Below are 26,274 nucleotides of genomic sequence, written 5' to 3'. Positions count from 1 at the left end.
GTCGATCAGCGAAAGGGATCGGTGGATCGACCGCTATCGCTCGACGGTGCGGTTCCAGCGCGTGGTCCACTCGCTGCGCTGCTGATTGATGGTTTCCCAATCGACCTTGATCAGCGCGTTGACCTTCTCCGGCCCGTACGGCATGCGCGCGGCGACGTCGTCCGGCAGCTTGACGGTCTGGTTCACCGGCGCAAAACCATTCTCCCGCGCCTGAATCTCCTGCACTTCAGGTGACAGCACGTACTGAATGAACGCCTGGGCCAGTTCGGATTGCGCGTTGGGGGTCACGCTGCACGCGGCGACCTGCAAGGCGATGCCGCCTTCCTTCGGGTAGATGAATTTGAGCGGAAAGCCGGTGCCCTGCAACGCCACGGCCCGACCGCTGCCGTACACCGCCATGACGATGTCGCCGTTCTGCATCATGCCGTCCATCTCGCCCGGAGCCGAGACCCAGGCCAGCACGTTGGGGCCGATTTCGTCCTTGAGCGCCTTGAAGCCGGGGTCGATGTTTTTTTCGCCGCCGCCCCTCAGCCGGGCCATTTCCACCAGCGTGTGCAGGCCGTAGGTATTGGTCACCGGCGGCATGCCGAGCAGTTGCTTGAAACGCGGGTCGGTGAGGTTTTCCCAGGAATCCGGTGCCGCCCAGCCGCGTTTCTTGAAGGCCTCCTCGTTGTAGCCGATGCCGGTGGCCACCACGCCAATCCCCGTGGCTTCAGGGCTCAGCCGGGCCAGCGGATACAGGTCCTTGTAGATCGGCGCGTCGCTGAGCTTTTCGCAGAGGCCCATCTGCAACGCCTGGTACATCGGGCCGTCGTCCATCATCGCGACGTTGATCTGCTGACGGCCTTTCTGCGCCTGCAGTTTGGCGAGGGTTTCCGTGGAGTTGCCGGCGACGTACACGACCTTGACGTTGTGCTGTTTTTCGAAGGCCGGAATAACGCGGTTCTTGTACATCTGCTCGGTGGAGCCGCCGACCCCGGCCACGTACAGCGTGGTCTCGGCGAAGGCCGGCGTGCTACCCATTGCTGCGAGCGTCAGGGCAAGGGCCACGGCACTGCGATGGAAGGGACGAAACGGTCGTGCTGCTGAGGGAAGGTCAAGGCTATTCACAGACTATCTCCGAAGTGCGTGGGGCAGATCGAACAATGCGTCAGTCGCTTCGGCGTGAACCGAAGCCGTGCATGCAGCGTGCATGCTCCCGGCGAATCCATCGCGGGGTGGCGCATCTTCATGTGCGCTATGGGTGGCTGGTTCGAGTATTGCGACGGGGTGTCCATATGGTCAAATACGGATATAAGGCTTAGTTATTCATATTTGATATGGAGCGCGACATGAACCTGAGACAGATCGAAGCCTTCCGCAGCGTCATGCGCCTGGGTTCCATGACCGCGGCGGCGGAGGTGCTGTTTACCTCGCAACCCAACATCAGTCGGCTGATCGCCCAGCTGGAACTGAGCACAGGGCTGACCCTGTTCAAGCGGGCGGGTGTCAGGCTGATTCCGACCCAGGAGGGTCAGGCGTTGTTTCAAGAGGTCGAGCGCGCCTACGTCGGGCTGGACAGCCTCAAGCTGTCGGCGAAGAACATCCGCAATCTCGGCACGGGGCGCTTGCGGGTGGCGGCGGTGCCGTCGACCGGGCTGAGCATGATTCCCCGGGTGCTGAAGGCGTTTACCGAGTCGCGACCGGAGTTGACCGTGTCGTTGCACGTGAACTCTTCGCCCACCGTCGAACAATGGGTGAAGTCGCAGTTCTGCGATGTGGGGATCGTGGTGCACCCCGGCGATGTGGACAGTCAGCAGATCGAGCTGCTCAGCGAAGTGGCGGCGGTGTGCGTGTTGCCGGCGGCTCATCCATTGGCGAGCCAGAAAGAGATCACCTTCACCGACCTGGAGGGAGAGACCTTTGTCTCGCTGTGCCACGGTGACGGCACCCGCGCACTGGTCGACGGCCTGTTCGAGCAGGCGGGCGTGGAGCGGGTCATGACCGTGGAGGCGCAGTACAGCGCGATCAATTGCGAGATGGTGGCCTTGGGCATGGGCATTACCCTCGCCCACCCGCTGGTGGCCCGGGATTATCGCCACCGCGACATCGTCATCCGCCCGTTCGTGCCGCAGATCCTCTTCCCCACCTACGTCATGTGGGCCCCGGCCCAGGTGCGGACGAAATTGTCCGAAGAGTTCGTTGATACGCTGAAAGCGTTCTACCGGGATATTGTGTTTTAGGGTTGAAGGGGGTGGGTGGCGCTGCTTGAAAAAATCCCGACACTTGCCGATCTTCCGGTGAATGTGCACGACCTGTGGGAGCGAGCTTGCTCGCGAAGGCTTACCGTCGTTCCCTGAAGAAATTGGCTGACCGCACTGGCGTCTTCGTGAGCAAGGTGGAGCGCCACCCCGGTCACTCCCACAGGTGTCGTATTTTCTGTGCGAATGTGTGGTGTCAGAGCGACTAAAGCCGAGGCAGTGCTAAGTTGCTCGGAACACCCGGAGGTTGCGACTTCACAAAAAAGGCCGTGACGCACAACGGCGTCACGGCCTTTCTCACACATCAGTCAAATCAATCGAGACGGAACGCAATCACGCTGTCGCCCAACGTGGTGCCGAGCGAGCCGTGCCCGCCGGCCGAGATGACGACGTACTGCTTGCCGTCGCTGCCCAGGTAGGTCGAAGGCGTCGCCTGACCGCCGGCTGGCAGCTCCTTCTCCCAGAGCACGGCACCGGTGTTGATGTCGTACGCGCGGATGAAGTTGTCCGCCGTGGCGCCATGGAACACCACGCCGCCCGCCGTCACCAGCGGACCGCCGTGGGCAACCATGCCCATCGGGAAGCCGATCGGGAAGCGGCCCGGCAGGAACGTGGTCTTGAGGTTCTGCGTGGTGCCGGTGCGGCGCATCCACTCGGTTTTGCCGGTGGTCAGGTCAACGCCCACCATGCGGCCCCACGGTGGCGCGATGCACGGCACGCCCAGCGCCGAGGCGAACTGTTTGATGCGAATCGCGTAGTCGCCGTTGAAGTTCTCGTTCCAGTACGGCGTGCCGTCCTGGGTGAACAGCCGTTTCTCGGCGGTTTCCGGGGTGCGCTTGATCAGGTGATAGGTGTAGGCCAGACGCACCGGCGCGGCGATCAGAATCTGCCGATCAGGATCGACCGCCACCGAGCCCCAGTTGAACGCCCCGATGTTGCCCGGGAAGATCAGGGATCCCTGCTCGGTGCTCGGCGTCCACGGATTGCCGTCGTAGCGCAGCCTGTTGTAGGTCGTGCGGCAGGACATCTGATCAAACGGCGTCAGGCCCCACATCGATTTCTCGCTCAGCGGTTCCGGGATGAAGTTGATCTTCGACACCGGCTGCGTCGGCGCAAAATGCTCGCCCGGCACACCACCCTGGGTCGACACCTTGACCTGATCAACCGGGACAATCGGTTCGCCGGTCAGCCGGTTCAGCACAAAGATGTTGCCCACTTTGGTCGGCAGGATCAACGCTGGTTGCTTGCTGCCCTCTTTGCCCACGTCCATCAGGGTCGGCTGCGACGGGTTATCACGGTCCCAGAGGTCGTTGTTCGAGGACTGGAATTTCCACTTGAACGCACCGGTGTTCAGGTCCAGTGCCACCAGGGTGTCGCGGAATTTTTCCGTGTTGCTGTTCGGGTCGCGGTTGATGCCCAGCTCATCGGGCGAGGCGTTGCCGAACGGCACAAACACCAGGCCGTTTTTCATGTCGGCGCTCAAGGTACCCCACGCCACGGGTGTGTCCTGCGGGTAGTTCTGGTCGGCCGCGATGGGCTGGGTCATGGCCGGATTGGCCGGGTCGAAATTCCACACCAGTTCGCCGGTCACGGCGTTGTAGGCGCGGATCACCCCTGACGGGTTGCCGTCGTTGTAACCGTTGTCCATCACCGAACCGCCGACGATGACCCGATCACCCGCGATCAGCGGTGCGGCCGTCTGCATCAACGCGTGGGGACGGATTTCGCCCATGTTGGCACTGAGGTCAACCACGCCGTTGTTGCCGAAATCGTTGCACAGCTTGCCGGTGTCGGCGTCCAGCGCAACGAGCTTCGCGTCAGTCGTGGCGGTGAGGATGCGTTTGGCGCACTGGCTCGGCGAGGCACCGACCGCAGCCGTTGCGGCCGGCGCGTAGTAACTGACCCCGCGGCAGGTCTGATGCTGCTGCAGGTAGGAGCGGTTTTTCTCCGGTTCCCACTTCCAGTCCAGCTTGCCGGTTTCAGGGTTCAGCGCGTGCACTTCGTTGTGTGCGGTGCAGACGTATACACGGTTATTGACCTTCAGCGGCGTGGCTTCGAAGGTGTACTCGCCGGCGTCTTTGGCGGCATCGCGCAGATCGCCGGTGTGGTATTCCCACGCCACGGACAGCTTCTTCACGTTGCCGGCGTTGATCTGGTCAAGGCTGGAGAAACGCTGACCGTTGTTCGTGCCGCCGTAGGCGACCCAGTCGTTAGCGGCTTCGCCCGTGCTGCGCGTCGTCTGCGGGGTGTCGATCTTGCCGGCCACCGGGTTCGGGTCGTAGAACATCACCGCCAGCACGATCAGGATCATCACGCCCACGGTGCCGCCCAGAAACGGGTGGAAGCGCCGCGTGTCACCCGGGTTCTGCGCCTTGTACAGCGGACGCACCACCCACGGCAGCGCCAGCCACAGACCCAGCAGCGCGAACAGATCGCCGCGCGGGATCCACTGCCATTTGTCGAAGCCGACCTCGTAGACGATCCAGATCAGAATCCCCCACATCAGCAGCGCATACACCGTCAGCGCCGCTTTCCTTTTCAGGATCAGCAGCACCGCCGAGGCCAATACCGCGAGGGCGATAATCGAGTACGCCGCCGAGCCGCCGGCGGCCACCAGTTGCGCACCCATGTACAACAGGGCAATGGCGAAGATCGCCATCACCACCCCAGTCACTCTCAAGATCATCGTTGGTTTTCCGTATTGGGGCCGGTGATGGCTCCGTGTGGGAAGTGGGCGAAAACGGAAGGTCCGAGCCGCCCGTTCTCAAGCGTTCCCGCCCATATTAGCGCCCACACCGCGCACCCCGGAAAACTTTGTTACAGCTGCGCGAGCGTCTAGCGCACGGCTTGTGGGGCGCTGGCGCCGTTGAGCGGCTGCATCTGCTGACCACAATCGTCGGTGAATGCACATACACAAAACAGCGCGTGGAGTCCCCATTAACGAATCAATGCCCCGCTCTTTTAATTACGCGCACGCGTTATCGCGCCGTGCAGTATTCCTGCAGCGGCTTGATAGGGTGTCAACTTAAAACCTGGGCGTTGCGAGCAACTTGTTAACTAATTAATGAAGTGCAACAAACCGCCAAAGCCATCGAGTATGTATCGGCAACTAAGGTAGCTATGCAGTCGCCTGATTATCGAGGATTACTCAGTGCAGAGAGAGCTTACCAGCAAGCTAAACCTAATAGCAATTAGGTTTTCAGTATCGCAATAATATCTCGCTTTCACCTGTATAGTTGGAGACTTAATTAGACGAAAATGCTATATAAGGCGATTTATTGCTGTTAAACGCTATTCAGTGTCTGACGACCAGCGTCGCCGAGCAATTCAAAGCCCTGTTGACGTGCCTTTTCAATCACCGCTCGTCTAATTAAAAAATAATCTTGCAAACCCTGAACTAATCAGTAGATTCCGCAGACTTAACGTTCGTCCTGTTCTCACGGGGCGGGTTTGCGCGTTCATTTAATTTCCACACCCCATCAATCGAGAAACAATCGATGAATAGACCCATGCTGTCTGTTTGCAGCGTCGTGCTTTTCGGCGCCTGCAGTTTTGCTGCTGTTGCGGCGGACTCCGCGACCACTCAAACGACGAACCCGGCAGAAACACTTCGCGTGAATGTTGAGACACAGCGCGACCAGTTGTCCGGCGTCGACAAAGTGGCCGTTCCGACCACCCAAACCTCTTCCGCCATGCTCGATGCGCCGGTCGACACCGGTGACGCGCCGGTTCTGGTGCAGAAGCCATGACCGACCCACGCACCCCGCCGTCCGGCCACCGTCAGCGACCAGTGAGCGCATTCCCGATGTCAGCCTTCAAACACACCCTGGCCTTGAGCCTGTTGTCCCTTGGCGTACTGCAAGCCAACCTGGCACTGGCGGCGGTCACGCCCGCCACTGGCAACGCCGTGGAAGCCCGGGTCAGTTCGATCCTCGACAACATGAATCAGTCCGAGAAGATCAACTTCACTCGCGTGAACGACGGCCACATGATCCCGTCTTTGCTCAAATGGGGCATCAAAGGCACCGTCGCCTATGACTCCTCCATGGGCGTGCACGTCAACAACGCCACCTTTGGCGCGCAGTACCCGTCGCAGTCCGCCCTCGCGGCGACCTGGAGCATCAACCGCGCCAAGGAATTCGGCCTGGCGATCGCCTACGAGACGCGGATTTCCGGCGGTCAGCAAATGCTCTCCCCCGGCGTCAACCTGTACCGCACGCCGTACAACGGGCGCTCGGCGGAATACGCCAGCGGTGAAGACCCGTTCATCGGCGCCGTACTGGCGCCGGCCGTGGTCAACGGCATTCAGGCTCAGGGTATTCAGGCGAGCGGCAAGCACTACCTGGCCAACGAACAGGAAGCCAACCGTCAGGCCGTCAACGTGGTGGTCGACGAGCGCACCCTGCGCGAGCTGTACCTGCCGGGCTTCGAGTCGATGGTGAAGAACGCCAACGTCGCGTCGATCATGTGTGGTTTCAACAAGATCAACGGCGATTACGCCTGTGAAAACCATCACCTGATCACCGACGTGCTCAAGGGTGAATGGGGTTATCAGGGCACCGTGATCAGTGACTTCAACGCGATCCATGACGCGTTCAAAGGCGCCTGGGCCGGCACCGACATCGACATGCCGTCGGGCCTGCAATTCACCGAAGCCAACCTGATGCCGTACGTGTGGAGCGGCCAGCTGAGCCAGAACGTCATCGACGACAAGGTCAAACGCAACCTGCGCGCCATCGTCAGCTATGACTTCCAGGAAAACCTCAACACCGCCAAGACCCTGGACCACCCCGAGTACGGCCAGCGCGCATCGCTGAACACGGCGCGTGAGTCGATCGTGCTGCTGCGCAACGAAAAAACCTCCGCTGGCAAACCGCTGCTGCCGCTGGCGCGCGACGCGAAAATCGCGGTCATCGGTGACTGGGCGTATCAAGCACCGGCATCGCCGTTCGGCACCGCGAACTCGCCGCCCAACAGCTATGTCACGGAACTGAGCGGCCTGCAGCAACTGGCGTCCAGCAGCGCCAACGTCACCTACCTGTCCGAGCTGAGCCTGAACCCTAAAGCCTCGGCCTGGTTTCAGCCTGCGGTTGGCAGCAATAACGTCAACAATGCCGGCGTGAAGGCGGAATACTTCGCCAACACCAGCTTCTCCGGCAGTCCGGCCGTGACCCGCGTCGAACCTGGCGTGAACCTCAACTGGACCACCGGCACCAACGAAACCAACGCCGGCACCACTGCGGTATCCGGTTTCAGCCCGAACCCGGGCGCGTTTTCGGCGCGTTACACGGCCACCATCAAGCCGACCGTTTCCGGCGCCCAGGTGTTCAAGGTTCGTGCAGACGGCCCGTACAAACTCTGGGTCAATGATGAGCTGGTCCTGCAAAGCGACGGTGCGCCGTACTCTGCCGACGTGGTTAACGCGTTGACGACTTCGGGTAAAACCGCTGCACTGGTGGCTGGCAAGTCGTACTCGGTGAAGCTTGAGTACCAACGCATTCAGGGCAACTTCATCCCGGCACTGGGTGGCGTGACCGGCGTGCAGATGAGCTGGGCCGCGCTGCGTCCACCGAAGGACCTGTCGAAGTACGACGCGGTCGTCATCGCAACAGGTTCCAATTACGAGCACGAAGGCGAAGGTTCCGACCACGGTTTCGAGCTGCCTGACCAGCAGGCAGAGCTGATCAGCTTCGTCACCAAAGCCAACCCCAACACCATCGTGGTCATGCACGGCGGCGGTTCGATGGACATGCAGCCGTGGGCGAACAAGGTCGGTGCATCGCTGCAAGCCTGGTTCCCGGGTCAGCAAGGCGGCCAGGCCCTGGCCGAGATTCTGTTCGGCAAGGTCAACCCGTCGGGCAAGCTGCCGATCACCATCGACAAGAAGATCGAGGACAACCCGAGCTACGCGTCATACCCGGATCCGGCCGCCTACCGAGGCGACAATGCGCTGACCGAAATGACCTACAGCGAAGGCCTATACATGGGTTATCGCGGTTATGACAAGAAGCACGCCAAGCCGCTCTACCCGTTCGGCTACGGCCTGTCCTACACCACGTTCGGTTACAGCGACCTGAAGCTGTCGACCAACGTCATGGCGCCGGGCAGCACGGTCGATGTCACCTTCAAAGTGACCAACACCGGTGACAAGTCCGGCTTTGAAGTGGCCCAGCTGTACGTCCACCCGAACAACCCGGCGGTCGACCGTCCTGAAAAAGAACTGAAGGGCTTCACCAAGGTTTACCTGCAACCGGGTGAAAGCAAGACGGTAAGCATCCCGATCGATTCGCGCTCCCTGGCGTACTACGTCGAGAAGACCGACAGCTGGGATGTGGACGCCGGCAAGTTCAAGATCCTCGTAGGGCCTGACTCCGAAGATCTGCCGCTGGATCGCACCTTGATTACGCTGTTCCCGGAACACCTGACCACCCGCGACAGCAACCCGCTGCCGCTGCCACTGCGCAAGGCAGTGCAGGTCAGCGCTTCGCAAACCTACTGAGTGGGTAACCCGGTCGGGGTTCCGGTCGGGGTTCAAACAGTCACTTCAAGCTCAGGGACGAGCTTGAAGGTCGGCTTTCAAACGGTGCAGATAGCCCTCGAACACGGCCATCACGTCGACATCTTCCGGGGCCCTGAGCCACTGGATCTGCACACCGTCCATGACTGAAAAGATCTCCTGAGCGAGCGCCTTCACGTCGATGTCCGGCCGCACCTCTCCTGCCTCGATCAACGCCTGCAGATGCCCCCGCGCATGTTCGTGGGTGATGTGAAAGCGCGTCTTGTACCAGTCGAAGGCCGGATGGGCCTCTGACAGGCTTTCCGTGTTGAGCACCATCGCCGCCTGGCATTCGGCCGTGTCCTGGACGCTGAAGCTCATGCTCATCCGCACGAATTTGATGAACCCTTCCAGCGTCATCTCCATGGTCAGTTCACTGAACCGCGACACCACCCGCTGATCCCGCCGCTCCAGCAGTGCATTGAGCAACGCTTCCTTGTTCGGAAAATGATGCAGCAGGCCGACGGTGGTGATGCCGGCGAGCTGCGCGACGTCCTTCATCGACGCACTGGAATAACCATGGCGGGCGAAGATCAGCGTCGCCGCATCGAGCAAGGCCGCGCGACGCATTTCACCCTTGGGCGCACGCCGCCGTTTCGGCGAGGCCACCTCGGGCGAGTCATTCCCTGATTCGTCGTCTGTCATAACACCTTGTCTCGTTGATTCGGATAAAGCCCGACCGAGCGCGGCAACGGCCTGCTCACGCCACGGCCTGCGCGGCGCCCCGGCGCTGGAAAAACCGTCTGGCGGTCAGGGACGCGATTGTAATCGAAGTCACGGCGATCAATGCGTTACCGGTCAGCATGGCCGGGAACGCGCCGGCCGCGCCGAACAGGTGAATCCCGCCGAGCACGAACGGCACCGTCCCCAGCGTCGCCCGCAGCCACGCGAACAGTGCCACCAGCCACGGCCGGCCCAGAGTAACGAACATCGCGATGGCGACGAAATCCAGCCCGATCAACGCCCACAGGCCGCCGCCGACGTGGCAGAACGCAAGAAAGATCGCCCGACCGGTGCCTTCCAGTTGATAGGTGTCCGCCAGCGGATTCGCCATCAGCAACAGCACCGCCCAGACCAGCAGCCCATAGACGATCACCAGCCTGCGGCTGAAAACGATGGCTGAGGCGACGCGAGCGTGGCGATGGGCGCCGATGTTCTGCCCCAGCACCGGCGCGAGGGCGCTGGGCAGGGAAAAGAACACGCAGTAGGCGAACTGCATGACCCGGTCCATCACCGACATGGCCGCCAGCGCCGACGTGCCATAGGCGCCGATCGACGAGACCAGATAGGTCAGGCCCACGGGCGTCGCCAGATTGCCGACCATCGCTGGCAAACCGACCTGCATGACCTTGCGCGTGTGCAGGCGCAGCAGTCGCCAGCGGAGGGTAAACGGCATCGCCAGCCGCGCCCGCAGCCAGTAAATGCCCAGGCCCAGGGACACCAGCGCCGACAGCGCATAGGAAATCCCCGCCCCCTCAAGCCCGAGGCCAAAACCGAAAATGAACAGTGGATCGGCCAGGGCCAGTGTCGCCGCGCCCGAAAGCACCACGCACAGGGCGCGGCGGCTGTCGCCGGCAGTTCGCAGGATTTGCGCCGCCATCTGCATGGCCGACTGCAGCACGCTGAACGGCAGGGTCAGCCAGATGAAAATCCGCGCGGCTTCGTAGGTGCTGGCGTCCGCGCCGAGCCAGCGAGTGAGCGGCACCAATAGCGCCAGTTGCAACGTCGCCGCAGCGCCTGACGCGACGACCACCATCAGCATCAAGTGCGTCACCATCTGCGAAGACGCCTTCGAGGCGCGATGGCCGATCCGCTCGGACAACACCGTGGCGGCGGCGATGATCAGCCCGCTGGACACCGCGCTATTGAGGAAGATCAGCACCTTCGCCACCCCTGTCGCGGCGAGGAGCATCGGGTCATGGAGCATCGACACGTACAGCAGGGTGAAGATGTCCACCAGGAACACCGCCAGCAGGCTCAACGCGCTGGTGCTCGACATCACCAACACGTGCCGGGCCACCGAGCCTTCGGTGAAAACAGCGCGCGGGTGAGTCATGAACGCTCCAGAAATGAAAGGTGGCCGTGTGCGGCAGCGGGTGTGATGGAAGAGGTGCTGCCGGGACAGCGCGGGCACTTTATACGTTTGTATCCGCCGCTGCCGCACTTCTCGCGTCCAGCAGCGCGTGGAAGTCCGACATGGTCAGCGGATGACTCAGAAAATACCCCTGACCTTCCTCGCACTGCACTGCCTTCAACAACTCCAGATCCTCCGCGGTTTCAATGCCCTCAGCCGTGACCGTGAGTGACAGTGCCCGACCCAGCCCGACGATGGCCTGCACGATAGAGCGGTCGCCTTCGCTTTCGCTGAGGCGGGTCAGAAAGCTGCGGTCGATCTTCAGACCGTCGAAGGGGAACGTGCGCAGGTAACTCAACGACGAATAACCGGTGCCGAAGTCATCCATGGCGATGCGCACGCCCAACTGCTTCAGCATCAGCATGACATCGAGCGCCCCCACGGCGTCCTCGATCATCACCCCTTCGGTGATCTCCAGTTCGACCCGCGAGGGCTCGATCCCGGTGGCCTTGAGGGCGAACTGAACGCGCGCCGGCAGGTTGCCGCGCTTGAACTCGGCAGGCGACAGGTTGATGGAAATGAACAGATGTTTCGGCCAACGCACGGCTTCACTGCATGCCTGGGTCATGACCCAGTCGCTGAGAGGGATGATCAGCCCGCTTTCTTCGGCGATGGGAATGAAGGTGTCCGGCGGAATCAGACCGCGCTGCGGATGCTGCCAACGCACCAGCGCTTCGGCGCCGACCATCTTGCCATCGGAAATGCGAAAGCGTGGCTGGAAATGCAGACGCAATTCGTCGTGTTTGATCGCATAGCGCAGGTCACTCTCAAGACGCCTGCGCTCGATGATTCTGGCGTTCATGTCGCCGGCATAAAACCGCCAGGTACCGCGACCGCTGGCCTTGGCCTCATACAGCGCGATATCGGCGTAGCGCAGCAGCTCGGCCGCCTCGCGTGCATCGGTGGGTGCCATGGCGATGCCGATGCTGGCGCTGACGAATATTTCCTGGTCGTCGATCTGCACCGCGCGTTCGATGGATTCGATCAGCCGGCGGCACAACGCCTCGACTTCGTCCTGGGTCGGGGCGTCGCTGAGGATCAGCACGAATTCTTCGCCGCCCACCCGCGCGACCAGATCGCCATGGCGCACGCAATCAGACAGCCGACTGGACACGTCATTGAGCACGCGGTCGCCGGCGGCGTGGCCGAGCAGGTCATTGACCGGCTTGAAGCGGTCCAGGTCGATGCTCAGCATCACCAGTGGCTGGTCGAGGGTTGGCAGTGCTTTCAGCTTGCCGTCCAGAAACTCCTGCAAGCGGACCCGATTGGGCAGTCCGGTCAGCGCGTCGTGCTGGGAGAGAAATTCGATGCGTCGACGGGCTTCCACTTCTTCGGTGACATCGGTGGCCGTGCCACGGAATCCGCCCGCCGCCATCGAACGCGCCGACAGACGACTGATACGCTCGCGACCGCAGGTCTCCAGGTAGCGGCACTGAATGGTGATGTCGGGCCGACGGTTGGGGATCGCCAGCCACTGGGACACCTGGCCGAGCTCGGTCTGCAGCAGATCGTCCATCAAGGCACCGATCCACTGCCCTCGGTCCAGGCCGGTCACGATTTCGAAGCGGTCGGAAAGGTAAGTGAAGCGCCCTTCGCTGTCGATTTCCCAGACCCAGTCCGAGCTGGCTTCGACCACGTCACGAAAGCGCGCTTCACTGGTGGCGAGTGCGCTTTCGCTTTTCTGCAGGGACGCATAACTGTCATCAAGGGAGCGCGCGGCGGCGGTGGTCCGACGCAGGATCGCCCAGGTCATCAGGCACACCAGCACGGCGGCCAGACCAATCAGCGGCAGGCCGAGGGTCAGCAAACGCTGCCCCGGTCTGGATGGCGTCCAGTGCAGGACGCCAGCGGCACCATCCTCGCCCAGCGGAAAGATCGAGACCTGATCGCGCTCGTCGGCCGTTGCGACATGCAACCCCTCTACGCCGTATTCCTTGCCCAGAGCGGCCAGCTTGGCGTCGTCCAGCACGTCGACGAAGATCAGCACCATCGCTGTACAGCGTAGGCCCGATGTTCTGGCGAACAAACGCCCAGTCGGGGTCGACTTTCAGATGCAGATAGCGGTAGGCATCGCCCCAGAACGCATAATCCCTGGCCGTGACCGTCAGCGTTTTTTGCAGCGAGCGCACCGCCTTGTCGGTGTAGAAAGCGCTCTCGATCTCCTCGGTGTGATCAAGGTCATGGGCGAGGAACGCCAACAGGTAAGCGGCCAGCAGAAACACGCCTGCCAGCAGAAACACGAACTTGAACAACGAGCCCCGCGCCAGGGCCACGGTCGAAGGGCCGGTGGACGTGACGGCTGATGCATCGACTGGCGTGGTGGGCTGATATGACATGGCTTTCCGCAAGCTGTAGACCGGTCGGTCGCTTACGTTTGTATCGGCGGCGGTGTGGCAATGATGAGCTGCACTTGAGCACGCAGGCTGTCGTTGTCTTCGGTCAAGACCGCTATCTGCTGGTTGGCGTGCGCCAAATGCTCATTGGCCAGCGCCACTGCTTTCGCCAGAGATTTACTGTCCGCTTTTATCGCCGCCAACTGCTCCTGCAGCTGCTCACGGGCGCCGTCGGCTTTCGCGGTGGCCATCTGCGCTTCTCGGAGTTCTGTGGTGAAGCGCTGGGTCTGGTCTTGCTGATCGGCCAGCGCCCGGGCCTGCTGACGCATTTCGCCGAGCAAGCGCTCGTTATCGCGGTTCAGGCGCGTGGATTCATCCTGTTTGATGACCAGTGTCTCCTGAAGTTTTCGCTGTTCAAGCTGAATCTGCTGAAGCTGGGCTTCGTGGCGACGCTGATCCTGCTCGCGTTGCTCCTTGATGGCCTCGCGGTAATGCTCCAGCGCGGCGCGGGCGTGCACATGCTTTTCTTCGAGGGACTGGATCTGCAGGTGTTTGTCCTGCACCCGCCGTTGAAGGTCTTGGCACTGCTGGCTCAGACCGGCGTTTCGCGTCAGTTCCGACTGCCAGGAAGAATGGGTGGTTTGCAGCTGGGCGCCCTGTTCGGTCAACGCGGCATGCTGGGATTCGCACTGGTGCCGGGCTGATTTCAGCTCCAGCTCAAGGGCTTCCAGTCGAGCTTCCCAGGCTATCCGTTGACGATCGAAGTCCGCCTGTGCCTGGGCGACGACCTCCTCGGCCTCTTCCGTCAGCCGATCAAGCAAACCTTCGACCAGGGCTTTTAGCTCCTCACCCATACGCTCGCGCGACGACGCTTCGGCCGGCGCCTGGGCGTCCAGCTCCTTTAGATAGCGGGCGATGGTGGTTTTTGAACCGGTGTTGCCCAGTTCCACGCGCACGGCGTCGATGCTGGGGTAAGCGCCCTTGCTCAGCAAGGCCTGTCGGGCCCGCTCCACTACCGCCTTGTTAATGCCACCGCGTGCCATGCCATCTCCTATGATTTCGTACCGTGTTACGTAACACGCTATTACAGGTCACGATATCAGCTAAAACGTTGTGTGGAAATGTTTCTGCCAGCAGCCGATAATAGTGCTTTATCGCTTTTCAGCCGGGTAAGCGGCGATCAAAGCCAGTAAAGCGCCCGTGTCACGCCGATCGAGGGATGTATGGAAAAGGCAGATCGATACCTGTCAGCAGGCACCCGCGCCAACACGCGCCGCAGCTACCGGGCAGCGATCGAGCACTTCGAAGTGGTCTGGGGCGGTTACCTGCCCACGACGGGCGACGGCATCGTGCGCTACCTCGCGGAGTACGCCGACAAACACGCGATCAGTACGCTGAAGCAGCGTCTCGCGGCGCTGGCCCAGTGGCACGTCACTCAGGGGTTTCCGGATCCGACCAAAACGCCAACGGTGCGGCAGCTGCTCAAAGGCATCCGCGTCGTCCACCCGGCGCAAGCCAAACAGGCGGCGCCGCTGCTATTGCGTCATCTCGAGCAAGCGGTGACGTGGCTGGAGAACGAGGCCGATGCCGCCTGGGCACGCGGCGACCACAAAACATTGATGCGTCATCGACGGTCTATCGCTCTGGTGCTGATCGGCTTCTGGCGAGGGTTCCGCGGCGATGAGCTGGCCAGGCTGGACATCGGCAACACCCAGGCCCAGGCGGGCGAAGGCATCAGCTTTTATCTGCCTTACACCAAAGGCGACCGCCAGCATGAGGGCACCACGTTTCGTACCCCCGCGCTGAAGACGCTCTGCCCGGTCAATGCTTATATCAATTGGATTACCGTGGCCGGCCTGACCCACGGGCCGGTGTTTCGACGAATCGATCGTTGGGGCAACCTGTCCATGGAAGCCATCAATTCCCACAGCCTGGTGCCGATGTTACGGCGCATCTTTAAAGACGCCGGGTTGCCTGATGACCTCTACAGCAGTCACTCAATGCGCCGAGGATTTGCAACTTGGGCGTCCGGTAACGGCTGGGATATTAAAAGCCTGATGAATTACGTCGGCTGGAAAGACATTAAATCGGCGCTGCGTTATGTAGACCCGACCACCTCGTTTGGCGGCCTGGCAATGAAGCCTGCATTGAATACCGCGTTGCAGCCTGCGGCCCTGGCCGAAAACTGACGACCGTGCAGGGTTTAAATCCGCCTGCGCCACATGAACTGGCAGCTTTGCAGTCACGCGAGGAAAGAAGTCAGAAAAGTTTGCTGTTAGTACTGGCATCCATGCACCCACTCGCACTACAGTGTCCACGGTCACACCAGTCACCACCGTGCGCTCCAATGTTCGCCAGTGCTAACGCCGCACGTCAGTATCAACAAACCGAAACATGGAGTTCCAATGTCTAAACTTGCTGAATACCGCCAACTCGAACGTCACCTTGCCGATCAGCTCGCTGCCCTCGAGGCCATGAAAGGCGATAAAGGCCTGGAACAGGAAATCGAATTCGAAGGCAAATTGCGTACGCTGCTCGGCGAATACAATAAGAGCCTGAAAGATATTATTTCGATTCTGGATCACCCTACCGGATCCAAACAGGGCAAGAACGCCACCGCCCCCGAGAAGACCACTCGCAAAGCCCGCGCCGTTAAAGTCTACAAAAACCCGCACACCGGTGAAGTCGTAGAAACCAAAGGCGGCAATCACAAGACCTTGAAAGAATGGAAAGCCGAACACGGTTCCGACACTGTCGAATCCTGGGTTTCCTGATGGGTGTGTGAACGGGGGAGACAGGTGATTAACCTTCGCTCCGTTGCCGATCTCCCGATGCCCGCGCCCGTCGCGCGGCATCGGTGATTCGATCATTGCTCTCTTGTTAGTCTGCCATTGCCAATCGCGCAATTGGATCGTTTTAACCCCTGCTCCTCACACGTCAGCCCGGCATTCGTCAGGGCTCCCTTACTGCTGTCTGCCGGAGTATTCCCGTGAAGAATATAGTTGCTGGCGTGCTGAATGTTTCATACCGCGACATGGGCCCAGGCGATGGGCCGGTTGTGGTATTGCTCCACGGATTTCCCTATGACATTCACGCGTACGACGAAGTGTCGACGCGGCTTGTCCAGGCCGGCTGCCGCTGCATCGTGCCTTACCTGAGGGGCTACGGCGCTACCCGTTTTATAGATTCAGCCACGCCCCGCTCGGGCGAACAGGCTGCATTGGGCGCCGACCTGCTGGCACTGCTGGATGCGTTGAATATCCCGAAAGCCATTCTCGCCGGTTACGACTGGGGCGGGCGCGCGGCGTGTGTGGTGGCTGCGCTGTGGCCGGAACGGGTGTCCGGGCTGGTCAGTTGCGACCCGGGCTATAACATTCAGGACATCGCTGCAGCCAACACACCTGCGTCACCCGAAACAGAGCGACGGCTCTGGTATCAGTACTACCTGCACGGTGAGCGCGGACGTGCCGGCCTTTCGGCCAATCGAGATGAGTTCTGCCACTTGCTTTGGAAATTATGGTCGCCGACGTGGCAATTTGCAGAATCCACGTTCACTGAAAGTGCGCAGTCATTTGCTAACCCGGACTTTGTCGACGTGGTCGTGCATTCCTATCGACACCGCTATGGACTGGTGGCGGGCGATCCTGCCTGCGCGGCGATTCAGGAGAAGCTCGCGCAGAAACCCCTGATCACAGTGCCGACGGTGATTCTGGCGGGAGCTGACGACGGCGTCTCATCGAAACGCGATGACAGTGCTGCGGTACGTGGCTTTGCAGGGCCCGTCCGGCGGCAGGTGATAGCGAGAGTGGGCCACAATGTGCCGCAGGAAGCACCGCAAGAATTCGCCGATGCGATATTAAGCCTGTTGAAAAATCACTGAGCACAAGTCTCTGTCAGACCGCTGCTCATTCAGGATTGCTCGGCATTGCTTAGCTCAACGGCCGACTTGGCGGCTTCCACTTCATCTTCAAAAAACAGTACGGCGCCCTCATCATCTTTGACACGGAAGACGGCGGTTGCGCCCGACTGCCGATGTTCGAGGGGGATGTCTTCACCTTCCAGTCTGACAACGGCCACGGCCATGGTGATTCTCCTGCGGTCAGCACTGACAGCGAACGGAGCCGCTCACGCTGGAACTGGCTCGCGTCTGTTATCAGCTTGAGTATTCAAGGGCACAACGGGTCACGCGCGGTATTCAGCGTGGAACCGGGGTTGCGAATGGATGCGTGGGGAGCTGAACAGTTGCGCACTTTGGGATGTAACGGGGAGCGGACGGTATTCAAGATCGATCAACCGAACCCCATTGATATGGGGCTGCCCACACGGTAGTGCGCCAAAGGCGGTGGCCAGCACAATCTGCTCGGGATCAAACAACACGATGGTTTCCGCGCTGACGGCGTCCATGTAAAGCGAATAGGGACAGGAAGCGTCAGGACAAACTTGATGTCGAAGTTCGTTCAACACACGTAAGCGGCGGTAGACGACGGTGCCTTCACCCAACGATTTGCTGTACCAGGTATTCATTGCACTGCCCATCTCAATAAGCGTTATCAGTATCGACCCTGGGCTCAATCGATTCGTTCAACGGCAATAACGATGGACCGCGAGAACCTTACAGGCGGCTTAGTGGCGGGCTTGGAACAGGGCGTGAATCTTGCCGATGACCTGGTCGATATCAAAGGGCTTTTCAACCACCTCATCAAACAGGTCTGGCCGCTCGGCGCCCATGTAGGCCTGCGCGCCACTCATGAGCATGATGGGCGTCGACATGTGCACATCCCGAGACTTGATCGTCTCGGCAAGTTCCAGACCGGTCATGCCGGGCATCATGAAATCGGTGATGATCAAGTCGGGCCGCTCGCGATCAAGAATCTCCAGTGCCTTGCGCCCGCTTCCGGCCACCACGGTCTGAAAGCCCTCGTCCTCCAGCGCGAAGCTAAGGATATCGGCAATCAGGTATTCATCGTCGATGATCAGAATGGTTGGCATCAGAGGGCCATTTCCCGGCGCGCCCACGATGTCGCGAGGGTCAGGCACCTGGTCAGGCAACTCAATCGTTCTGGCCATCCCCACGTTGCGAATCGCATATCTCAGACCTTCTTCATGGTGATTCCAGCGTTGCTCATCACGACTTCAAGTGGCGAGGGATCGTAGGCGTTGTCTCTGATCTTCAGAATAGAAACCTGGCGTTGAAGTTCACTCCGATGCTGAACGAACTGGACGAGCAGCAGGTTATCGACCACGCCGGAGACGTCAGGCGCCGGGACGCTCGTTTGATCGTCGAACAACCGATGCGCTTCCCAGGAAGCCATTACCGTGACGCCGCGCGCGCGAAGCTCGCCAAGCACGGTTTCGAGAACATCCGGCGCCCGACGCTGATCGGTGGCCGCCCGGCTCAGGGCATTGAGACTGTCGATGAAGACGCGCTTAATCTGCAGCCGCTCTACCCTGTCAAGCAGGTCGTAGCACACCCGGTCGATAAGCCCTGCCGATGCCGGTGTCCAGACGATGTGCAGGGCGCCCGCCGCCTGCAGCGCCGTAAAGTCAACGCCCAGCGAACGCGCTTTGGTCATCGCCCGTTGCGGCGATTCATGAAAGCCGAAGTACAGCCCCGGCTCCTGCGCGGAGCATTCGCTCAAAAACTGGATGCCCAGAGACGTCTTTCCCGCGCCTGAAGGGCCCATGATCAGCGTCACCGACGAGCGGACCAGACCGCCACCGATGTGTGAGTCCAGCCCGCCAATGCCGCTGCTCAGGAGGGTATGAGGGTGTTCGGGCATGGCACCGGTTCGGGTGAGCATGCATTCAAGACGCGGGTAAATGGAAATGCCCTGGTCGTTGATCTCGAATTCATGGGCGCCGGGGATCGCGCCGCTGCCCCGGGTCTTGCGCATTTTGATCCGGCGCACCGTACGGGAGCCGACCATGTCTTCGCCCATCTCGATCACACCGTCAACCATGGTGTGCTCGGGGCTGCCATCGTCGAGTTGCGAGCTGGTGAGAAACAGCACCGTGCAGCCGGCGAAAGCGGCATGACCCTGCAGCTCGGAGATGAATTGCTTTGTGTCCAGCGGCGTTTCTGCCTTGGAGCGTGCGTTGAGCAGCCCGTCCAGAATCAGCAGGCTGGAATGCTGACGACTGATCTCGCGGCGCAGCAACTTGACGACTTCGTCCAGACCGTCGTTCTCCAGCGTGTCGAAGGCGCTGACAAACTGGATGCTCTGGCCCACCGCCTGGCGATCGAAAAAGCTCAGCGTCGAGAGGAAATGAAAAAGCCGGTCGTGAGGCTCGGCCAGCAGTGTGGCGAACAGCACGCGGCCGTTCTGCCGGACGTGATTGAACCCCAACTGGTTGGCGAGGATCGTCTTGCCTGACCCCGGGCGTCCCTGAATGATGTATGAGGCGCCCGCCACAAGGCCTCCTTTGAGCAGTGCGTCGAAGCCCTTGATCCCGCTTTCAAGGCGTTTTAGCTGATTCAAATCTGCTCCCTCTCCTGATGTGCATCAGGCCTGAAAATACGCATTGCCCACGCGCGAAAGGCAATACAGTGGCGGGTAATCGCGGATCAGTCCAGCCTGTCGCACTGTCGCGAATGGCGGGGCATCCCGGCGCTGCGCCGGGATCCAGCTCTACCCCCTGATCGGAGCCAAAAAAAGCCCGCTTTCGCGGGCAAAAACGATGGAGTCGTAGCGGATCAGACAGCCCGGCCAGCGGACGCTGCTATTGAATCAACCTTGGAAGCCACGGGCCTTAGTGGAGTCTTTCAACCCCTTTTACGGACTTCGGCAACAGTCCGGCTTTGAATTGCTGAACAAACAACGCGGTTCTGAATCCACGCCCCAGCGTTGCAGCTTCTGCTTCGAAGCGGGTCACACAGGATGTGAAGTCCAGCTGAGCGTTGTCGTTGAACAACTCGCTGACTTCATTGGACGTCGAATCTTCCAATAACTTGTTCATCAGAGATCTCCATGTCGTACGTGGTCTTGATCACATCGCCGGGAGAGCCGCTACGTACCGGCCCTCCCCTTATCGCGCTACTCAGCTTTACCCTGAGCCAGACCCGACCCAAGGTCGGCGCCGGTCATGGGGTCGGCTTGCAGATCAGACTTCAGACGCTCTTTCATCATCGTCAACGTGACCGAGTCGTCCTCGCTCAGCGTGACCGAAGCAGTACCGTCACCACCATCGACTGCCGGCTTTGGATTCTCGACGTAGTCGAAATCAGCGTCGCTGTTCCACGGGCCACGTACGTTCGGCTCGCCGTTGGACATGCTGAAGTAAGTCCGGGAGAACTCCGGCATGCCTGGCAACTTGCCTTGGGGGAAGTTCGGCTGAATCGAGTGCAGCGCTTTCTCGAACGAGATCTGATGCGCGATTTCGCGGGTCATCAGGAAGCCCAATGCGTCCTTGATGCCTGGATCCGTGGTCACGTTCATCAGGCGCTCGTAGACGATCTTTGCCCGGGCTTCAGCAGCGATGTTGGAACGGAAGTCCGCCGTCGGCTCACCAATGGTGTCGATATAGGCTGCGGTCCACGGCACACCGGCCGAGTTGATCAGCGGAGCACCACCGCCGTACAGCAGGCTGGTGATGTGCGAATCATTGCCGGCGCCGTTGATGTCACGGTACAGCTCGCCTTCCGCTTGCACGCCTTCGGCGAGTTTGCCTTTGGCGCCCTTGTTGAGCATCACGATAATCGAGCCAATGATTTCAAGGTGGCTCAGTTCCTCGGTGGCGATGTCCAGCAACAGATCCTTGCGACCTGGATCTTCTTCAGCCAACGCTTGAGTGAAGTAACGAGTGGCCGCAGCCAGCTCGCCCTGGGCGCCGCCGAACTGCTCCAGCAGCAAGTTGGCCAGACCCGGATTAGGCTCAGCAACGCGAACCGTGTATTGAAGACGTTTATTGTGCAGGAACATAGTCTTACTCCCTTCTTAGGCTAATTTCGTATCAGGGTTTTTAACGACACGTTCAGCTTTCTATTGCGGCGATCTGTCAACTAAGCAGAACGCACAGATATAAAGAGAGGTGCCTGAAGCTCGAATTCAGGAAAGCGAGGGTGGAGCCGACAAGTGGTTTGGCGCTGAAAGTTTAATAACGGTTAATGATGTGCCGACGAGCGGTTTATCACGTCATTCGGTCTCGGATAACGACTGAGCGTGCGACCGCAATAGGTATTGATCAGCGGGGGCGGCACAAGGATCGACGGCATTGCGCCGTCGATCTCCCTGAATTGTCTAGCGAGGCCCGTTGGTGACCCGCGCAGGTTGATTCAGCTGGTAACGGCGCCCTCTGGGCCACTGGCGATAAGGGCCGCACCACAGGCGGTTTTCATGCCGTCCAATGCGACGGGAATTCCGTCGACCGTGTAGGTGCTGCTGCCTTCGGCGATGGGGAAAATGCCTTTGCATAACGGGCAACTGACGTTGTGTCCCACCCCGGCGATGGGCTTGCCGTTCAGGTCGGTCTGCGCAAAGGCCTGAAGCACGACGCCGCCGTGGGTGGTGATGTCGCCTAGGCGGATAATGTCTTTCATTTTGTGAGGCTCGTTGTTGGTTTTAGTGATTGATTCTTTGATTGCGGTGATTCTGGGTTTAGTTGTTTGGCTCTATCTGTAGTGTTTCTGTCGCTATTAAGTTTAGAGAAATGACTTACTGGCGAGTGGGAGTGTTTCGGGTGAAGTTATTGCACTGGGGTGACCGGCTCGGGGAGTTGCAACTGAGGACAAATCCGGGCCTTTGAAGGTCGATGCAGTATTACCAACTTCCATAAGGGATGCCATGCTGGTCGACGTAGGCTTTGTTTTCAGGTTCGAGCGGGACGTACTTGCCTTTGCTTGCACCACGGTAGGGACCAAGCGGTTCGACTTCGGCTTGGTAGCGACCGACTTCTTTACCCTTTATACAACCTGCACCTACCCATACCTTAGCTATGCCTCCCGGGGCCATCCCTAGGCTGATCGTTCGTGAATAGAGGGTCACAATCTTCTGATCCCAAGCACAAAACACTTGTTGTGGTTTGACCATCTCATCACGGACCCACTGCGGAATGTCGATGAGTACCTTGTAAGCCTGAGGTTCCGCCAGCGACTGCCAGCGCAGATGGATTGTTTTCGGAAGATCCACATTGTTGATTGGTTTTCCTCCCCCGCCTTCTGTTGGCCATCCCTTGACCGTGCCAGTGTAACTAGCAACTCCCCCATGAACTCGATAGAACGCGAGGCCGCGCTGATCGAGCACATCCACACTCTCGACCCACACTTCCATGTGGCGGGGCGCAACGAGGCTGACGTACCACGCGGGATACGGCAGTTTGGGAGTTGGCGGTGGTTTAGACCCTGACGCGCAAGCTGTCACGCTGACCAAAATGCCCGTTAGAAACAGTAAACGCTTCATTCTGGATAGCCTGCTTGCGGGCGATTGAGATGCACATTCCTACGATTCAGCGGTGCTGGCTTGCTTAGTAAGAAGGGGCCTCGTGGGGTCCAGTGTGCGGACAGGTGGATGTACCTCGCTCGTAGCAACGCCTCTTGCGCAGGTTCGAGTCTTACCAGCCGGTCCGTCATCACCCGCTGCAAGATTCGCTTGGCGATAGGCATGAGCTCGTCCGGTAACTTGAAGCGTTTATCCGTATCGGTAATGACGTCGAATGGCACCCCATGACGCACTCCTAGCTCACGCATGACACGCAATGCAATCAGGCTCAGTTCGCCATGCACCGGGCGTTCGAGCAGCACTGTTATCCAGTAGTCCTGCACGACCGGCTTAGCTTTGCCGCGAGGGTTAGTTGCTGCAGGCCAGGCCTTCACCGCAATGTAACCATCGCGAGCGACGCCAGATTCGCGTAATACCTTGGCGTCCGCATCTGCACGGGCCCAGGCCGCATGGGACTCAACGCTTTCGCCGGTCGGAACGCTGGCCTTGCAGGGCTGCCTCATCCACAACTTTTCTCGTGCTCGTGGCAGACAGCCCCCGCCGACATCGGAGTGGGCGTCGCACTGGGTTCTGAGACGTTCATTTGTGCGGTGCCGCAATGGGTCCGAGGCCGCAGCAGCATTACCAACTGCCATACGGAATGCCGTGTTGGTCGACGTAGGCCTTGTTCTCAGGTTCGAGAGCGATGTACTTGCCCTTGCTTGCGCCACGGTAGGAGCCGAGCGGCTCGACTTTGGCTTGGTAACGACCGACTTCCTTGAAATCCAAACACGATCCGCCTAGCCACACTTTTACGATTCCGCCGGGTGCCATGCCCAGCGTGATCGTCTCTCGGTAGTCTGTTTTCCATTGCTGATTCCACTGGCACAGAACACGCTCGGGCCTGGTCATCTCATCACGGACCCACTGCGGAATCCGTATGCTGATTTTGTAGGCTTGAGGTTCCGCAAGTGACTGCCAGCGCAGAAGGAGTTGGTCCGGCAAGTCGACGCTGTTGATGGGTTTGCCCCCGGATGTGCCCTTATGCCAACCCTCAGACTTACGCGTGTAGCCGGCGACTCCGGCATGCACATTGAAGAAAACGTATCCTCGCTGATCAAGCACATCGACGCTTTCCACCCACACTTCCATGTGCTTGGGCGCGGCAAAGCCTATGTACCATGCTGGATATGGCAGCTTGACAGGTGGAGGTACTGACCCTCCCGTTGCGCAGGCACTTAGGCTGATAAGCAATCCCGCTGCGAAGACCAAACGCTTCATTCTGGATACCCCTTTTGCGGGCGGTTGAGATGCACATTCCTACGGTTCAGCGGTGCTGGCTTGCTTAGTAAGAAGGGGCCTCGTGGGGTCCAGTGCGCAGACAGGTGGATATACCGCGCTCGTAACAACGCCTCTTGCGCAGGTTCAAGTCGTACGAGCCGGTCAGCCATGACCAACTGCAAGATTCGCTTGGCGATAGGTCTGAGCTCGTTGGGCATTGCGAGCTCAGGCCGCCCGTCCAGGCTCTTAAACGGGACGCCGTGACGTATCCCCAGTTCACGCATGACACGTAGTGCAATAAGGCTCAGTTCGCCATGCACTGGGCGTTCAAGCAGCACTGTTACCCAGTAGTCCTGCATGGACTGCTCAGCTTTGCCGCGAATGTTAGTTGCTGCAGGCCAGGCTTTCACGGCTATGTACCCCTCGCGGGCCACGCCTGATTCGCGCAAAACCCTGGCGTCCGCTTCTGCTCGGGCCCATGCGGCATCGGATTCAACCCTTTGACCGGTCGGAACGCTGGTCTTGCAGGGCTGCGTCATCCACAACTTTTCTCGTGCTCGTGGCAGATAGCCCCCGCCGACATCGGAGTGGGCGCCCGGCAGTCCGATCTGGAGGTGCGTGTGGTGGACGTTGTTAAGAGAAAAGTCGGCTCGATACTCGTCGAGGGCATGCAGCTGAATGACCTGCCGCGCGCAGTCGGGGGGCAGGTAGAGATTAACGCCACGATTGACGTCATCGCCTGGACTGAAGTCGCCGCGCCAAGGCGTTGAGATGGCCGCAACCGAATCGAACAGGCCGACCAAATTGATGCATACATCAGCGGCCGAATCGAAGCTTCTCAGCAGCCCCGCCAGGCCACCCCGAAGCAGTTCGTTGAACAGCCCGCGCCCTGGTTTAAGCACTTCATTAGCGCAATGCCGTGCAGCGGCGGCGCCACGGCTAAAGCCAAAAATGTCAAACTCGATTCTCTGGATGACAATGCCGGGATTGGTTTGGTGGAAGCTACTTAATTGCTTGGCAACGAGATCGGGGACCTCCTTCACCCGAGCTACCACGCCAGTCTCACCTTGGCCCAGAGCCTGCCCAATCAGCATGTCATCCTCGCCACCGCTGCGGGTGCCGATACCTTCTACGTACGCCTTGATGTACGCGGTTTTGGCTTTAGCCGAAATACCATCCACCGCGTTGTCCGGGTACAGCTGATACAAATGCGCCACGTTACTCGGCGCATTCCCGTAGCTGTTATTCGGCGCGCTGTTAAACGCACTGCCGTCAAACTCCCCAAACCCGTACTGCTTGCACGTCGCCGCAATGCTCTCCAGCTCTTCACTGCTAAAGGTCTCCAGATCCTGCCGTCGGCAACGCTCCGTCGCCGCCGCATTGCTCTGATTATTCCCCGTCCCATCAAAGAACAGTCCGATGCGCAGGGTGATGCCTTCAACGAACTCCTCTTCCTCTTCTTCCTCCTCAAGTGTCTCGGGCTGTTCAACCGGCGCAGCATTCTTGATCATGCTCCGCTCGTAGTGAATGTTGCCGCCACTGAAGCTGGCCCAAAACTCGTGCAGTTCAGGCGGAATATCCAACAGTGGTGGCAAGGCTGGCAGTTCAACCGGCTGTTCCGCTTTCGCTTTGAAATCGAAGTGCGCGGCTTTGATCAGGTAGTCGCCGGCGGTGCCGGATTCAATGCTGCATTGCTCGATGGCGACGTAGCTGCCGCCAGCATTGAGGACGATGCGCTTCTTGGCGGTGATGTGGATCTCGTCTTCGGTGCTGGTGATGTTTATGCCCTGGCGAGCGAGCAATTCCAGACGATCGTTCTGTGCCTGGATGCTCACCGGGCCCTCGTTGGAGATCAGCTTGAGCCCGACCTTGCGCACGAACAGGCTCAGGCCCTGGCCGATACCCATGAACATTTTTTTGACCACGCTGATATCGGCGTGGCCGCCAGCGTTGAGCATCAGGTTGTCTTGCGCGGCCAGTTGCAGATGTTTACCGCTGGTCAGGGCAATGCCGTCCGGAGCGCTGAGCAGCAACACCGAGGATTTGAGCGCGTCCAGATCCTGTTTGAGCAGATCGAGTTGAGCTTGGACGTCCGCCGGGTCTGCCCGGCTAATGGCGGCATCTGCAGAGATTGTTTCGAGTTGATCACCGGCATTCTGCAAGCGACCGACAGCAGCGCTCATGTCGAGCTGCTTACCCTGTGCCTTGGTCTGTTCATCCGCACTGATAAGCAGTCCATTCCCCGCACGCATGGCTCCCCAGCCATCCGTGCGCAATTCAAACCCTTCGCCGCGCTTATCCTTCTCGCTGTCGACCA

The 26,274-nt window shown here is 60.0% G+C and carries 22 protein-coding genes and 1 pseudogene; 6 read left to right on the top strand and 17 right to left on the bottom strand.

From position 1 onward, the window contains the following. Positions 1-33 precede the first annotated feature (33 nt). Complete coding sequence (locus QWI20_RS11800; RefSeq protein ID WP_369305629.1) at positions 34-1,110, bottom strand: ABC transporter substrate-binding protein; 1,077 nt, start codon at positions 1,108-1,110, stop codon at positions 34-36. Positions 1,111-1,331: 221 nt separating this feature from the next. Here QWI20_RS11800 and QWI20_RS11795 point away from each other — a divergent pair, with 221 nt between their 5' ends. Continuing rightward, positions 1,332-2,222 (top strand): LysR substrate-binding domain-containing protein, encoded by an 891-nt coding sequence (locus QWI20_RS11795; RefSeq protein ID WP_369305628.1) that lies wholly within the window; start codon positions 1,332-1,334, stop codon positions 2,220-2,222. Between the two features lie 331 nt (positions 2,223-2,553). Here QWI20_RS11795 and QWI20_RS11790 read toward each other — a convergent pair whose 3' ends face one another. Beyond that, a complete protein-coding gene (locus QWI20_RS11790) occupies positions 2,554-4,926 on the bottom strand; it encodes a membrane-bound PQQ-dependent dehydrogenase, glucose/quinate/shikimate family (RefSeq protein ID WP_369305627.1) in 2,373 nt (790 codons plus the stop codon). Between the two features lie 823 nt (positions 4,927-5,749). Here QWI20_RS11790 and QWI20_RS11785 point away from each other — a divergent pair. After that, a complete protein-coding gene (locus QWI20_RS11785) occupies positions 5,750-5,989 on the top strand; it encodes a hypothetical protein (RefSeq protein WP_369305626.1) in 240 nt (79 codons plus the stop codon). A gap of 56 nt (positions 5,990-6,045) precedes the next feature. Further along, on the top strand, positions 6,046-8,739 hold the full coding sequence (locus tag QWI20_RS11780; protein ID WP_369305796.1) for a glycoside hydrolase family 3 C-terminal domain-containing protein: 2,694 nt from the start codon (positions 6,046-6,048) through the stop codon (positions 8,737-8,739). A 51-nt stretch (positions 8,740-8,790) separates the two neighbouring features. Here QWI20_RS11780 and QWI20_RS11775 read toward each other — a convergent pair whose 3' ends face one another. From QWI20_RS11775 to QWI20_RS11760, 4 genes and pseudogenes are all read right to left on the bottom strand, one after another. Beyond that, entirely contained in the window at positions 8,791-9,441 is a 651-nt protein-coding gene (locus QWI20_RS11775; RefSeq protein ID WP_369305625.1) for a TetR/AcrR family transcriptional regulator, read from the bottom strand. Positions 9,442-9,496: 55 nt separating this feature from the next. Beyond that, complete coding sequence (locus QWI20_RS11770) at positions 9,497-10,852, bottom strand: MATE family efflux transporter (protein ID WP_369305624.1); 1,356 nt, start codon at positions 10,850-10,852, stop codon at positions 9,497-9,499. A gap of 79 nt (positions 10,853-10,931) precedes the next feature. Then, a pseudogene (locus tag QWI20_RS11765) lies at positions 10,932-13,266 on the bottom strand (EAL domain-containing protein). A 32-nt stretch (positions 13,267-13,298) separates the two neighbouring features. Further along, entirely contained in the window at positions 13,299-14,306 is a 1,008-nt protein-coding gene (locus tag QWI20_RS11760; protein ID WP_369305623.1) for a DNA-binding protein, read from the bottom strand. Positions 14,307-14,486: 180 nt separating this feature from the next. On the opposite strand from QWI20_RS11760, the gene QWI20_RS11755 reads away from it, so the two are divergent. The 3 genes from QWI20_RS11755 (at position 14,487) to QWI20_RS11745 (ending at position 17,143) form a co-directional block, all read left to right on the top strand. After that, positions 14,487-15,452, top strand: coding sequence for a tyrosine-type recombinase/integrase (locus tag QWI20_RS11755; protein WP_369305622.1), 966 nt, complete (start codon positions 14,487-14,489; stop codon positions 15,450-15,452). 216 nt (positions 15,453-15,668) lie between these two features. Continuing rightward, entirely contained in the window at positions 15,669-16,037 is a 369-nt protein-coding gene (locus QWI20_RS11750; protein WP_192173877.1) for a histone-like nucleoid-structuring protein, MvaT/MvaU family, read from the top strand. 260 nt (positions 16,038-16,297) lie between these two features. Then, the gene (locus QWI20_RS11745) at positions 16,298-17,143 is read left to right on the top strand and encodes an alpha/beta fold hydrolase (RefSeq protein WP_369305795.1); all 846 of its coding nucleotides are present in this window, start codon (positions 16,298-16,300) and stop codon (positions 17,141-17,143) included. A 29-nt stretch (positions 17,144-17,172) separates the two neighbouring features. Here QWI20_RS11745 and QWI20_RS11740 read toward each other — a convergent pair whose 3' ends face one another. From QWI20_RS11740 to QWI20_RS11690, 11 genes are all read right to left on the bottom strand, one after another. Beyond that, positions 17,173-17,346: a hypothetical protein gene (locus tag QWI20_RS11740; protein ID WP_369305621.1), complete on the bottom strand. Its 174-nt coding sequence runs from the start codon at positions 17,344-17,346 to the stop codon at positions 17,173-17,175. A 99-nt stretch (positions 17,347-17,445) separates the two neighbouring features. Beyond that, entirely contained in the window at positions 17,446-17,787 is a 342-nt protein-coding gene (locus QWI20_RS11735) for a hypothetical protein (RefSeq protein WP_369305620.1), read from the bottom strand. A gap of 99 nt (positions 17,788-17,886) precedes the next feature. Then, the gene (locus tag QWI20_RS11730) at positions 17,887-18,252 is read right to left on the bottom strand and encodes a response regulator transcription factor (RefSeq protein ID WP_369305619.1); all 366 of its coding nucleotides are present in this window, start codon (positions 18,250-18,252) and stop codon (positions 17,887-17,889) included. A gap of 101 nt (positions 18,253-18,353) precedes the next feature. Beyond that, a complete protein-coding gene (locus QWI20_RS11725; protein WP_369305618.1) occupies positions 18,354-19,742 on the bottom strand; it encodes an ATPase domain-containing protein in 1,389 nt (462 codons plus the stop codon). A 271-nt stretch (positions 19,743-20,013) separates the two neighbouring features. Beyond that, positions 20,014-20,220, bottom strand: coding sequence for a hypothetical protein (locus tag QWI20_RS11720; RefSeq protein WP_369305617.1), 207 nt, complete (start codon positions 20,218-20,220; stop codon positions 20,014-20,016). A gap of 77 nt (positions 20,221-20,297) precedes the next feature. Further along, positions 20,298-21,182, bottom strand: a complete 885-nt coding sequence (locus QWI20_RS11715; protein ID WP_369305616.1) for a manganese catalase family protein — start codon at positions 21,180-21,182, stop codon at positions 20,298-20,300. Positions 21,183-21,535: 353 nt separating this feature from the next. Then, a complete protein-coding gene (locus QWI20_RS11710) occupies positions 21,536-21,799 on the bottom strand; it encodes a PAAR domain-containing protein (RefSeq protein ID WP_369305615.1) in 264 nt (87 codons plus the stop codon). A 220-nt stretch (positions 21,800-22,019) separates the two neighbouring features. After that, on the bottom strand, positions 22,020-22,658 hold the full coding sequence (locus QWI20_RS11705; RefSeq protein WP_369305614.1) for a DUF2931 family protein: 639 nt from the start codon (positions 22,656-22,658) through the stop codon (positions 22,020-22,022). Continuing rightward, positions 22,655-23,200: a hypothetical protein gene (locus QWI20_RS11700; RefSeq protein WP_369305613.1), complete on the bottom strand. Its 546-nt coding sequence runs from the start codon at positions 23,198-23,200 to the stop codon at positions 22,655-22,657. The genes QWI20_RS11705 and QWI20_RS11700 overlap by 4 nt, the downstream gene beginning before the upstream one ends. Before the next feature lie 118 nt (positions 23,201-23,318). Beyond that, positions 23,319-23,957 carry a DUF2931 family protein gene (locus tag QWI20_RS11695; protein WP_369305612.1) on the bottom strand — a complete coding sequence of 213 codons (639 nt, stop codon included), beginning with the start codon at positions 23,955-23,957 and terminating at the stop codon, positions 23,319-23,321. Then, positions 23,954-26,274, bottom strand: a 2,321-nt coding sequence (locus QWI20_RS11690; RefSeq protein WP_369305611.1) for a DUF2345 domain-containing protein, incomplete at its 5' end; no start/stop codon positions are given. The genes QWI20_RS11695 and QWI20_RS11690, both read right to left, overlap by 4 nt.

It is taken from the genome of Pseudomonas sp. W2-17, assembly GCF_041060445.1.
Lineage (GTDB): Bacteria > Pseudomonadota > Gammaproteobacteria > Pseudomonadales > Pseudomonadaceae > Aquipseudomonas.
The sequence above is the reverse complement of the archived record's forward strand: the minus strand, read 5'-3'. Positions and strand labels throughout refer to the sequence as shown.